A 12414-nucleotide genomic window follows, 5' to 3' on the forward strand; every position below is an offset into this window, starting at 1 on the left:
CGCTTTCCTACTCCGCCTGCGCGATGTCCGTGTCGATCTGGTGGGCCGCCTTCTCCAGGCCGGCCTTCAGGTCGTTCTGCTTGCCGCTCTCGTAGTCGTAGCCGAGCTGCTGGATCGTGACCAGGTACTGGCCGCCGTTGATGGAGGCGGGCGTGGACGTCGAGTTCGGGTCGCCCGCGATGTCCAGGAACGTCTTGAAGCGCGGGTCGTACTTCAGCTTCGGGGACTTCAGGGCGGCGAGGGTGGAGGGCACGTTGTGGATGTCGTTGGCGAACCCGACCACCGCGTCGGTGTCCGTGGAGATGTACTTCACGAATTCCCAGGCCGCGTTCTGCTTGTGGCTGGTGGCGGCGATACCGGTGATGGTGCCGGTGATGTAGCCCTTGCCGTACTGGCTCTCCTGGTCGTCCGGGACGGGCAGCGGGGCCACGCCGACCTCGAACTTCGGCTTGGCCTCCTCGGCCATGCCCAGGCGCCACTCGCCGTCGAGCTGCATGGCCACCTGGCCGGTGTGGAAGGGGTGCTTGGGGCCCCACTCGTCACCGAGGGTGGCGCGGAACTTCTCCAGCTTCTGGAACCCGCCGAGTTCGTCGACGAGTTTCTTCTGGAAGGTGTAACCCTTTTCGAAGGCGGGGTCCTTGGCGACGTTCGACTTGCCGTCCGCGTCGAAGTACTCGGGTGAGAACTGCGCGAAGAGGTGCTCGGTCGTGGACTCCCAGCCGTGGTAGGTCGGCATGAAACCGAGCTGCTTGTAGCCGTCCCCGTCGGGGACCGTCAGCTTCTTGGCGTCCGCCTCGAACTCGGACCAGGTCTTCGGCGCCCTCTTGATCCCCGCCCTGTCGAACGCCGTCTTGTTGTAGTAGAGCCCGTAGGCGTCGCCCAGCAGCGGCGCCGTGCAGCGCTTGCCGTCGAACTGCGTGTACTCGTTCATCGCCTTCGGGAAGGTCTTCTCCGGGTCGACGCCCGCCTTCTTGAAGAAGGGGTTGAGGTCGACCAGCGCGCCCGAGGAACAGAACTTGCCGACGTTGTTGGTGGTGAAGGAGGAGATCACGTCCGGCGCCTTGTCGCCGCCGGTGCGCAGCGCCTGGTTCATCTTGTCGTCGGTCATGTTGCCGACGACGTTGACGTGGATGTTGGGGTGCGCCTTCTCGAAGCCGTCGATCAGCGACTGGACGGCCTTCACCTCGTTCGGCGCGCTCCAGGCGTGCCAGAAGTTGATCGTCGTGTCTTTCGAGGCGTCGTCGTTCGCACCGGCGTCCGGCTGGCCCGTGCAGGCGGTGGCGAACAGTGCGATGGAGGCGGAGGCGGCGAGCGCGAGGGCCGCTTTCCGGGACACTTCGGGCATGGCTGGATCTCCCTGGGACGGGCGGGGGCGGTGAGGAAGGGGGGGAAGGAACGTAAGTACGGGGAACGGGGGGAACGACGGCAGGGGGCGCGGGGGTTCAGCGTGAGGTGTCGAAGACCTCGTCACGGGTGGCCGCGAGCGCGCTCTCCAGCGCGCCGCGCAGCACGGGGCGTTCTCGTACGTCACCCACGACCAGGTGGGGCCGGGAGGCGGCCAGTTCCTCCAGCTCGGCCTGGACCAGGGCGCGCAGCACCTCGCCGCCGGCGGTGAGCGCGCTGCCGCTGAGCACCACCAGCTCGGGGTCGAGGACGGACACCAGGGAGGCCAGACCGGTGGCGAGCCGGGTCGCGTACTCCGTCAGGAGTTCCCGGTGCAGGCCGCCCGCGTGGTCGGCGGCGCGGGCGACGAGTTCGGCGGCGGCCTCGGCGTACGGGCCGGAGGGCAGGTCCTCGATGCCGAGCCGGCGGGCCAGCTTCGGCACGACCTGCGAACCGGCCAGGTCCTGGAAGCCACCGCTGTTGGCCTTGGTGACCTGGCGGAACAGGGGCGCGCCGGGAACCGGCAGGAAGCCGACCTCGCCGGCGCCGCCGGTCCAGCCGCGGTGCAGCCGGCCGCCCAGGACCAGGGCGGCACCGAGGCCCTCCTGGTTCCACAGCAGCACGAAGTCCTGGTGGCCGCGGGCCGCGCCCAGGCGCTGCTCGGCGATGGCGACGAGGTTGACGTCGTTCTCGTACTCCACCGGCATCGGCAGCGCGGCGGCCAGCTCGTCGAGGATCGTGGGGGAGTGCCAGCCGGGCAGGTGGGAGGCGTAGCGCAGGCGGCCGGTGTTGGGGTCGAAGGCGCCGGGCGTGCCGATGACGAGGCGGTGGACGTCGGCGCGGGCCACGCCCGCCGCCTTCACCGCGCCGTCCAGCGCGTCGGTGACCTGCCGTACGACCGGCTGGGAGGGGTGCCGTCCGGGGGTCGGCAGGTGGAACTCGCCGACGGTGCGGCCGGTGACGTCGGCGACCGCGGCGCGGATGCGGTGCGGGTTGACGTCGAGCCCGGCCGCGTACGCGGCGGCCGGGTTGACCGAGTACAGCTGCGCGTTCGGCCCCGGCCGGCCCTCGCTGGTGCCGGTCGCCAGGACCAGCCCGGCGGCCTCGAGGCGCGCCAGGAGCTGCGAGGCGGTCGGCTTGGACAGCCCGGTGAGCTTGCCGATGCGGGTGCGCGACAGCGGCCCGTGCTCCAGCAGCAGGTCGAGGGCGGCCCGGTCGTTCATGGCGCGCAGGACACGCGGGGTGCCCGGTGTGCCGGTGGTCCCTGCCATGCGTCTCGCCCCCTGCACTGGAAGATCACCGAGGATCATTGTTAGGAAAGTTTACTGTTCGAGTGCCAGGAACCTAAGCCCGGGATGAAGGGGGCGTCAAGAGTGGGCGGACGGGAGGCAACGGACTCGTTATGTGCGGGGGCTTCGGGGGCGGTTGCGGGGGTGGCACCCGGGGGCTCTCGGGGAGGGCCCCCGGCAGCGGCTGCGGACGGTCCGGGGCTGCGGCTGCGGTTGCGGACGGCCCGGGGCTGCGGCTGCGGAGGACCGGGCCGCCTCTTGGGCTTCTGCCCGCCCGTCCGAACCCGCCGGACCCGCCTCTTGGACCCGCCCCCGCCGGACCCGCCCCTGGTCCCGCCCCCGCGGCCGTGCCCCTACTTGCCGGCCGCCGTCTGCTGCGGCGGGACCGGTGCGGCCGTCCTGGTCTCCGAGGACGCCGGTTCGGAGTGCACCGACGGGGCGGCGACCGCCGCCATCGGGTCGGGGGCCGACTCCTCGTCCACCGGGGCCGTCGCACCGCCCACGATGCGGATGTCGGCCGCGTCGAAGGCGCGCTTGATGCGCCAGCGCAGCTCCCGCTCGACGGCCGTCGACTTGCCCGGCATCGTCTTGGCCGAGACCCGCACCACCATGGAGTCGATCAGCACGCTGTCCAGGCCGAGCACCTCGATCGGGCTCCACAGCAGCTCGTTCCAGGGCTCCTCCTTGCCCATCTTCTCCGCGACCTCGCTCAGCGTCGCCTTGAGCCGGTCCAGGTCCTCGCTCGCCCTGACGGTCACGTCCACACCCGCCGTCGCCCAGCCCTGGGACAGGTTGCCGATGCGCTTGACCTCGCCGTTGCGGACGTACCAGATCTCACCGTTGTCGCCGCGCAGCTTGGTCACGCGCAGACCGACCTCGATCACCTCGCCGGAGGCGACGCCCGCGTCGATCGTGTCCCCGACGCCGTACTGGTCCTCGAGGATCATGAAGACACCGGAGAGGAAGTCGGTGACCAGGTTCCGCGCGCCGAAACCGACCGCGACACCCGCCACACCGGCGGACGCCAGCAGCGGGGCCAGGTTGATCTGGAACGCGGACAGCACCATCAGCGCGGCCGTGCCCATGATCAGGAAGCTCGCCACCGAACGCAGTACCGAACCGATCGCGGCGGAGCGCTGCCTGCGCCGCTCCGCGTTCACCAGCAGACCGCCCAGCGCGGTGCCGCTCGCCTGCTGCGCGGTGCGGTTCATCCGTTCGATCAGCTTGGTGATGGCCCGCCGGACCACCACGCGCAGCACGCTCGCCACCACCAGGATCAGCACGACCCGCATGCCGATCGCCAGCCACGTGGACCAGTTCTGCTCGACCCAGCTCGCGGCCTGGTTCGCGCTCTCCTGGGCGTCCTGGAGCGTGGGCACCGTCACCGAGGGTGACCCCGAGGGGGACGGCGACGGCGACGAACCGGCGGCGGCCGGCAGGACGGCGGACAAGGACACGGCAGGTACCTCCAGGTGCGTCCGCCCGTCGGCGCCGCGATCCGAACGCGGCAGTCGATATCGTCTGGGTCACGAAGAGGTCACCGGACGGGCAGGGCAACCACACTAACGGGGCACGGTGTGCGGGTTCCCGTGAAGTTTCGAGGAGGATCCCGTGGGCAGGGCGCGCACCCCGCTCTGATCAGGCCGTGTGGGCGAACCGTGATCCGGGGGATGTATGAGGTGTGGTCGAAAACACTCCCAGCCCGTTACCGGGACATGGTGGCGCGTTCACCAGGCATGAGGGGAGACTGACTGCAGATCGTCCCGGCGCGAGCCACGCGCCGCCGGCGTACAAGGAGGCCCCTGTGCCGCATGTCCTGGTCCTCAACGCGTCGTACGAGCCCCTCGGCGTCGTACCGCTCCGCCGCGCGCTCGTCCTCGTGCTGGAGAACAAGGCAGTCTGCATCGAGGAGTCCGGCGCCCATCTGCACAGCGCGACCGTCACCGTCCCCGCACCCAGCGTGGTCCGGCTCAAGCGCTTCGTGCGGGTTCCCTACCGGGGGCCCGTTCCACTGACCCGCAGGGCGCTGTTCGCGCGCGACGGCGGCCGGTGCATGTACTGCGGCGGCGTCGCCACCAGCGTCGACCACGTCATCCCGCGCTCCCGCGGCGGCCAGCACGCCTGGGACAACGTGGTGGCCTCCTGCCGCCGCTGCAACCACGTCAAGGCCGACCGCCACCTCGTCGAACTGGGCTGGCGCCTGCGGCACAAGCCGGCCCCGCCCACCGGTCTGGCCTGGCGCATCATCGGCACCGGACACCGCGACCCGCGCTGGCTGCCCTACTTGCAGCCCTACGGCGCGGACGACGCCCTGGCCCGGATCGACGGCATCTCCGCCTGACGAGCCGGGCCTTCGCGGTCATATCGGAGGGCGCCCGGCTCGGGCGGGGCAGCTCACGCCGGCCGCGCCCTCGGTGAACAGCCGCCCGCCGACCGCCGGGGCGGGCCCCGGGCCCGAGGATGAAAGCCGGGCAGGGAATGGTGGCTCTATGCCGGGTTTGCCCGGGCAAGGGTGGCGGGGAATGTGACCAGGAGCACGTAGTTCGCATTGGTGCGCCTGCCCTCGCGCGCACTGGGTAGGGCTGCGGTAATCCGCTCGATGCCGCACCTCGAACAAGGAGACACCCGTGACCGCACCGGCCCATCTTCTGCTCCCGGCCCTGTCCGACACCGCCCTGTCCGATCCGGCCGGGCCGGAGGCCGCCCTGCCCAAACCCGGGGCGGGTCCGGCCCCCGAGCACCGGCCGCCCGCCGACCACCGCCCGGACGCGTCCACCCCCGACGGCCTCCACCTCGACGAGCCGCAGACGGACGCCTTCACCGACGTCTTCACCTCGGAGGCCGCCTACGCCGAGGCCCCCCTCACCAGCGAGCCGCCGCTGCCCGACGCCGAACCGCTGACCAGTGAGCCGCCCTTCGCCGAGGCCGCGCCGCTGACCAGCGAGTCCACCGCCGACACCGACCCCTGCGGCGCGGAGCGGTAGATGACAGCGCCACGGCCGGCCGAGCCCTCCGGGGACGACGACCTCACCCGGCTCGCAGCGCTGCACGGCGTCGCCACCTCCTACAGCCCCTCACCGGGGCGCACGGTGGCCGCCTCGACCACCGCCGTCGTCGCGGCGCTGGCCGCCCTGGACGTCGACGCGAGCAGCCCCGCGGCGGCCCGCGCCGCGCTCACCGCCCGCACGCGCGAACTGCGGGAACGCCTGCTGCCCCGCACCGTCGTCTCCTGGAGCGACAGCGGCCCCGCGCAGGCCCTCGCCGCGCTGCCGGCCGGCACCCGCCTCGCCGTCGTCACCGAGCAGGGCGAGCCCCGCCGCACCGCCGACGGCCTCCCCCCGGGCGTCCACCGCCTCACCGCCACCGCCCCCGACGGCCGCACCGGCGAGTCCCACCTGATCGTCGCCCCGCCCCGGCTCCCCACCCCGCCCGAACGCTCCTACGGACTGCTCGTCCAGCTCTACTCCCTGCTCTCACGGCGCTCCTGGGGCATGGGCGACCTGGGCGACCTCGCCGAGCTGAGCGGCTGGGCCGGACGGGCACTCGGAGCCGGTTTCGTGCAGGTCAACCCGCTGCACGCGGCCGTCCCCGGCACCCCCACCGACCCCTCGCCCTACCGCCCCTCCTCCCGCCGCTTCCCCGACCCCGTGCACCTGCGCGTCGAGGACGTCCCCGAGTTCCCCTACGCCGCCGGCCAGACCGACCGCGACCGGCTGTGCGCCCTGCGGGAACAGGCCGAACGGCTGCGCGCCGACGTCCTCGACAAGGGCGCCCTGATCGACCGGGACGCGGTGTGGGACCTCAAACGCCAGGCCCTGGAAGTGCTGCACCGGGTACCACTGGGCCCCGGCCGCGCCGCCGCCTACGACGCCTTCCGCGCCCGCGAGGGCCGGGCACTGCAGGACCACGCCACCTGGTGCGCGCTCGCCGAGGTGCACGGCCCCGACTGGAGCCGCTGGCCCGAGGGACTCAGGGACCCCCGCTCGGCCGACACCGCCCGCGCCCGCGCCGAACTGTCCGACCGCGTCGACTTCCACGCCCGCCTCGCCTGGCTCACCGACGAGCAGCTCACCGCCGCCCAGCGCACCGCCCGCGAGGCGGGCATGCCGATCGGGATCGTGCACGACCTCGCCGTGGGCGTGCACCCCGGCGGGGCCGACGCCTGGGCGCAGCAGGACCACTTCGCCGCGGGCATGTCCATCGGCGCGCCCCCCGACGCCTTCAACGCGCGCGGTCAGGACTGGGGCCTTCCGCCGTGGCGCCCCGACCGTCTCGCCGCCTCCGGCTACGCCCCGTTCCGCCGCCTGCTGCGCGCCCTGTTCCGCTCCGCCGGCGCCCTGCGCATCGACCACGTCATGGGCCTGTTCCGGCTGTGGTGGGTCCCGCAGGGCCGCCCGCCCACGGAGGGCACGTACGTCCGCTACGACGCCGAGGCGATGCTCGCGACCCTGGTGCTGGAGGCCTCGCGGGCGGGGGCCGTGGTGATCGGGGAGGATCTCGGCACCGTCGAGCCCGGCGTGCGCGAGACCCTGGACCGGCGGGGCGTGCTCGGCACCTCCGTGCTGTGGTTCGAACGGGACTGGGACGGCGACGGCCGACCCCTGCCGCCCGGGCGCTGGCGGGCCGACTGCCTGGCGACGGCCACCACGCACGACCTGCCGCCCACCGCCGCCCGCCTCACCGGCGAGCACGTCGCACTGCGCCACCGACTCGGCCTGCTCACCCGCTCCCTGGAGGAGGAACGCGCGGAGGCGGCGGCCGATGCGGAGGAGTGGCTGGCGCTGCTGGGCGAACTGGGCCTGCTCGAGGAGGCCGAGCAGGACGGTCACCGGGCCGGCGACCAGGCGGACCAGGCGGGTCACCACGCCGGGGACCGGGTCGGTGACCGGGGCGGTGCGGCGGAGGAGGCCGGGGCGGAGGCCCGTATCGAGGCCGGGATCCGGGCCGTGCACCGCTTCCTGCTGCGTACCCCCGCCCGGATGGTCGGCCTCTGGCTGCCCGACGCCGTCGGCGACCGGCGCCCGCAGAACCTTCCCGGCACCTGGTACGAGTACCCGAACTGGCGGCTGCCCGTGGCCGACGCCGAGGGCCGGCCCGTGACGCTGGAGGACTTCGCCGCCGCACCCCGCCTGCACGCGCTGACGGACGTGCTGCGCGCCGGGACCACGGGCACGGGAGCAGGCACGGGAGCGGACGGGGGAGCGCGTGGTACGGCGGGGGCGGAGGGGTGAGCGCGGGGGCGCGCGGACAGCTGCCGCGTCCATACGGCACCCCGGACGCGCGCCCCGTTCCGGCGTTCGCTACTTTTGCATCGTGGACAAGAAGAACGCCCTGCGCGCCGGCACCCTGGCGGCCGGTACGACGCTGATGATGCTGCTCATGTCGTCCCCCGCGCTCGCGGTGACCCGCGACGACGGTGACGACCCCGGCAAGGGTCTGGGCGTCGCCGAGACGCTGGGCCTCTTCGTCGGTATCCCGCTCGCCCTGTTCGTGATCATCGCGGGTCTGGTCATGGTGCTGGACAAGTCCCACAAGCAGCAGAGCACCAGCCGGAACGTGGACGTCAAGGCCTGACACCCACTTCCGGCCACGGTCCGCCCGGGACCTGCTGGTCTCCCACCGAGGGCGCCCGTCCCGCCCCGCGTACGCAACGCCGTACCGGGGCGGAACGGGCGCCCTCCGTGCGTTCTTCCGCCTGCCGTCAGGGGCGGGGAGCCGGCGGGGGCGAGCCGTCAGGGGCTGGGAGCCGTCAGGTACCGCTGGACGGTGGGCGCCAGCCACGCCAGGACCTCCTCGCGCGCCAGTGCGACCGCCGCGGGGATGCGCAGGACGTAGCGGGTGAGGGCCAGTCCGAGCAGTTGCGACGCGCACAGGGCCGCCCGCGCGGGCACCTGCTCGGGATCCGGGCACAGCGCGCGGGCGACCGGCAGCAACTGCTCCCGGAACACACGCTGCAACCGCTCGGCCCCGGCGGTGTTCGTGACCCCGACCCGCAGGATCGCCGTCAGTTCGCCGTTCTCCTCCCACAGGGCCAGGAAGTGGGAGACGAGCGCGTGGCCGGCCTCGTCGCGGTGCAGCGCCGACGGGTCCGGCAGCCGCAGGTCGACGGAGACGGCCGCCGCGAACAGGCCCTCCTTGTTGCCGTAGTAGCGCATGACCATGGACGGATCGATCCGCGCGTCCTTGGCGATCGCCCGGATGGTGGCCCGCTCGTACCCGTCCGTCGCGAACCGCGTCCGCGCGGCGGTGAGGATGGCGGCACGGGTGGCATCGGACCGGCGGGCGGGGGCGGGGGCGGGAGCCGCCGGTGTGGGCGGGGTGCCTGGGGCGGGGGCGGGCGAAGAGGCGGAGGTGGGGCCGGGTGAGGCTTGGCTAGGCATGCCAACAACCGTAGGCCAACGGGCGTATTGTCAACAAGCGCAGGCCAATGCTCGTGTGTCAACGAGTGCTGGCCCAGCTGTGCAGGCCAACGGTCGTGTGTCAACGAGTGGTGGCCCACCTGTGCAGGCCAACGGTCGTGTGTCAACGAGTGGTGGCCCACCTGTGCAGGCCAACGGTCGTGTGTCAACGAGTGCTGGCCCACCTGTGCAGGCCAACGGTCGTGTGTCAACGAGTGCTGGCTCGCCTGTGCAGGCCACCGGGTGTGCATCAACGGGCGTTGGTCTCCGTGCGGAGGTCAACGCTTGCGCGCGTGCCCACAAATGTTGGTCGGTATGCGTAGACCTACGGATGTCCGCCCGCGGCCGTTGGTCAGCAAGCACTGGCCAACGGCCGTGGGCCTACGGGTGCGGGCCAGTAAGCGCAGGCCACCCGCCATGCACCAACGAGCGTTGACCCGTAGGCGGAGGCCGACAGCCGTACGCCCACGCGCGTATGCCAACAACCGTTGACGCGCTCCCGCCCCGGAGTTACCTTGGCAGTGGACGTTGGTCAACAACTGTTGGCTTATGCGTAGCCTTCGAGGAGGCCCCGATGACCCCTCCTGCCTCTGCCACCTCTCAAACCTCTCAGACCTCTCACACCCCTCAGACCTCTGAGGCTTCGCCTGCCCCTCCGGCCTCTCCCGTGAGCGCTCCCGTGATCGTCGTAGGCGCCGGCCCCACCGGGCTGCTGCTGGCCGGCGACCTCGCCGCCGCCGGGGTGCCCGTCACCCTCGTCGAGAAGCGCCCGCACCGGATCAGCAACCTCTCCCGCGCGTTCGTCCTGCACGCCCGCACCCTCGAAATGCTCGACGCCCGCGGCCTGGCCGACCGCCTGGAGGCCGTCGGCCGCCCCCTGGACCGGCTGGAGCTCTTCGGCCGGCTCGCCATCGACCTCACCGCTCTGCCCTCCCGTTACCGTCACGTCCTCGTCCTGCCGCAGTACGAGGTGGAGGAGGTGCTGGAGCGGCGCGCGGCCGAGAACGGGGTGGACTTCCGCTACGAGACCGAGGTGACCGGGCTGTCCCAGGACGCGGACGGCGTCACCGTGGAGGTGCGGGGCGCCGACGGGCGGACCGGGGCGCTGCGGGCGGCGTACGCGGTCGGCGCGGACGGGATGCGAAGCGCGGTGCGGGCGGGGATCGGGCTGCCGTTCCCGGGGCGGTCGGTGATCCGTTCCGTCGTCCTGGCGGACGTACGGCTGGCCGAGCCGCTCGAGACGCTGCTGACCGTCAACGCGGTCGGGAACGCGTTCGCCTTCCTCGCGCCGTTCGGCGACGGCTACCACCGCGTCATCTGCTGGCGCCGCGACCGTGACGTGCCCGACGACACGCCCGTCGGGCTCGACGAGGTCAAGGAGATCACCCGGCTCGCCCTGGGCCGCGACTTCGGCATGCACGACGCCCGCTGGACGTCCCGTTTCCACAGCGACGAGCGCCAGGCGCCCGCCTACCGCGTCGGCCGGGTCCTCCTCGCCGGGGACGCCGCCCACGTGCACAGCCCCGCCGGCGGACAGGGCATGAACACCGGCCTGCAGGACGCGGCCAATCTCAGCTGGAAGCTCGCCCAGGTCGTCACCGGCCGCGCACCCGACGCGCTCCTGGACACCTACCAGGCCGAACGCCATCCGGTCGGCAGGGCCGTGCTGCGCAGCAGCGGTGGCATCGTGCGGCTCGCCATGGCCAGGCGTCCCTGGACCCGGGCGCTGCGCGCCGCGCTCGTCGCCGTTCTCGACGTCTTCCCGCCGGCCCGCCGGCTGGCCGCCGGTCAGGTCACCGGGATCGCCTACCGGTACCGCGCGCCGCGCGGCTCGCACCGGCTCGTCGGTGTCCGGGCCCCGGACGTGGCGCTCGCCGGGGGCGGCCGGCTCTACGAGGCGCTGCGCGGCGGCCGCTTCGCCCTCGTGACACCTGACGCCCACGAGGCGGGGGAGAGCCGCGCCGGGCGGCTGGCCGTCGCACGCTGGGCGAGCGGGCGCCGTACGGCCCTGCTGGTCCGCCCCGACGGCTACGTGGCCTGGGCGGCGGACACGGCCGACCCGGCCGCGATCGAGGCGGCGCTCGCCAGGCACGTGGGCTGACCGGCAGAGGCGTCGCAACGGCGCTGCCCCTCACCCGCCCCTTCCCGCACCTTTCAGGTGGGCTGAAAGGAATGCTCGAAAAGATTCGATGGACCTGACAGGTCGGTCGCTGTCACGGTGGGCTCGTCGTCCCGCCCCCGCACAGCGAAAGGACCCACGTGGCCGAAGCCCTGCACCGGACCACACCCACCCCCACCCCCGCGCCCAGCAACCCCGGCCCCAGCGCCCCCGCCTCCGGCCCCCCGGCCCCCGCGTCCAACGCCCCCGCCTCCAACGCCCCAGCTCCCACTCCCGGCACCCCCGCCTCCGGCGCTCCCGCCTCCGGCACCCCCGCCCCGCCCTCCGGTGTCCGCGCCCCCCGGCCGGCCGCACTCGGCCTCGCGCTCGCCGCCCTCGCCACCGTGGTCTGGGCGGGCAGCTTCGTCACCTCCCGGGCGCTGCACGACAGCGTGCCGCCTGTGCAGCACGCCTTCTGGCGCTGGGTCGTGGCGCTCGTCGCCGTGGCCCCCTTCGGTGCCCGCGCCGCCTGGCGGCAGCGCGCACTGGTCCGCCGCCACCTGCGCTTCGTGCTGCTGGCCTCCCTGCTCGGCGTCACCGTCTACAACACCCTGGTCAACCAGGCCGGACTGACCACCCCGGCCGCCAACATGGGCATGATCATGGCAGCCTCCCCGGTGCTGATGGCGGTCCTCGAACGGGCGGGCGGCGTACGGCTCGGCGCGCGCCGGGTCACCGGCCTGCTGACCGCCTGCGCGGGTGTGGTGCTGCTCATCGGCAAAGGAGGCGCGGCGTCGTTCTCCGCCGGGGACCTGTGGATGATCGCGGCGGCCTGCTCGTTCGGTTCCTACAGCGCCCTGCTGCGCCGCCGCCCCGCCGAACTGGCCGGAGCCGCCTTCCTGTTCACCACGTTCCTGTTCGGCACCGTCATGCTGCTGCCCGTGCAGGTGGCCAGCGTCGCGGTCCAGGGCGGTTTCGACGTCCGGCCCGGCACGGTCCTGCCCCTCCTCTACGTCGGCGTGCTGTCCTCCGCCGTCGCCTTCTTCTCCTGGAACAAGGCGATCTCCCTCGTCGGACCCACCCGCGCCGGACTGGTGTACTACCTCCAGCCGGTCTGCGTGGCCCTGCTCTCCTGGGCGCTGCTCGGCGAGGCGGTCGGCCCGCTGCAGGCGCTGTGCATGGCGCTGATCCTCGGCGGTGTCGTCCTCGGGACCGCCTCGCGCCGCTGAGGCCCGCGGTGGCGCCG

10 protein-coding genes are annotated in these 12414 nt (G+C 73.2%); 6 read left to right on the forward strand and 4 right to left on the reverse strand.

The genetic code is table 11. From position 1 onward, the window contains the following. Positions 1-7: 7 nt before the first annotated feature. From AC6I72_RS20810 to AC6I72_RS20820, 3 genes are all read right to left on the reverse strand, one after another. Positions 8-1345 carry an ABC transporter substrate-binding protein gene (locus AC6I72_RS20810; RefSeq protein ID WP_498002622.1) on the reverse strand — a complete coding sequence of 446 codons (1338 nt, stop codon included), beginning with the start codon at positions 1343-1345 and terminating at the stop codon, positions 8-10. Between the two features lie 97 nt (positions 1346-1442). Continuing rightward, the gene (locus tag AC6I72_RS20815) at positions 1443-2654 is read right to left on the reverse strand and encodes an ROK family transcriptional regulator (RefSeq protein WP_498002623.1); all 1212 of its coding nucleotides are present in this window, start codon (positions 2652-2654) and stop codon (positions 1443-1445) included. Positions 2655-3025: 371 nt separating this feature from the next. Further along, entirely contained in the window at positions 3026-4129 is a 1104-nt protein-coding gene (locus AC6I72_RS20820; protein ID WP_498002625.1) for a mechanosensitive ion channel family protein, read from the reverse strand. A gap of 347 nt (positions 4130-4476) precedes the next feature. Between AC6I72_RS20820 and AC6I72_RS20825 the strand changes: the two genes are divergently transcribed. The 4 genes from AC6I72_RS20825 to AC6I72_RS20840 all read left to right on the forward strand — a co-directional run bounded on the left by AC6I72_RS20825 (position 4477) and on the right by AC6I72_RS20840 (position 8246). Next, complete coding sequence (locus AC6I72_RS20825) at positions 4477-5013, forward strand: HNH endonuclease (RefSeq protein WP_498002626.1); 537 nt, start codon at positions 4477-4479, stop codon at positions 5011-5013. A gap of 364 nt (positions 5014-5377) precedes the next feature. Further along, positions 5378-5656, forward strand: a complete 279-nt coding sequence (locus AC6I72_RS20830; RefSeq protein WP_498004756.1) for a hypothetical protein — start codon at positions 5378-5380, stop codon at positions 5654-5656. Next, on the forward strand, positions 5657-7903 hold the full coding sequence (gene malQ, locus AC6I72_RS20835; protein WP_498002627.1) for a 4-alpha-glucanotransferase: 2247 nt from the start codon (positions 5657-5659) through the stop codon (positions 7901-7903). An 82-nt stretch (positions 7904-7985) separates the two neighbouring features. Next, positions 7986-8246, forward strand: coding sequence for a hypothetical protein (locus tag AC6I72_RS20840; RefSeq protein ID WP_498002629.1), 261 nt, complete (start codon positions 7986-7988; stop codon positions 8244-8246). A gap of 158 nt (positions 8247-8404) precedes the next feature. Here the strand turns inward: AC6I72_RS20840 and AC6I72_RS20845 are convergent, their stop codons facing one another. Next, positions 8405-9052 (reverse strand): TetR/AcrR family transcriptional regulator, encoded by a 648-nt coding sequence (locus AC6I72_RS20845; protein WP_498002630.1) that lies wholly within the window; start codon positions 9050-9052, stop codon positions 8405-8407. A 592-nt stretch (positions 9053-9644) separates the two neighbouring features. Between AC6I72_RS20845 and AC6I72_RS20850 the strand changes: the two genes are divergently transcribed. Both AC6I72_RS20850 and AC6I72_RS20855 read left to right on the forward strand, forming a co-directional pair. Continuing rightward, the gene (locus AC6I72_RS20850) at positions 9645-11171 is read left to right on the forward strand and encodes an FAD-dependent monooxygenase (RefSeq protein ID WP_498002632.1); all 1527 of its coding nucleotides are present in this window, start codon (positions 9645-9647) and stop codon (positions 11169-11171) included. Positions 11172-11572: 401 nt separating this feature from the next. Then, positions 11573-12397, forward strand: coding sequence for a DMT family transporter (locus tag AC6I72_RS20855; protein ID WP_498004757.1), 825 nt, complete (start codon positions 11573-11575; stop codon positions 12395-12397). Positions 12398-12414: the final 17 nt, after the last annotated feature.

The sequence above is a fragment of the Streptomyces sp. Xyl84 genome, from assembly GCF_059731885.1.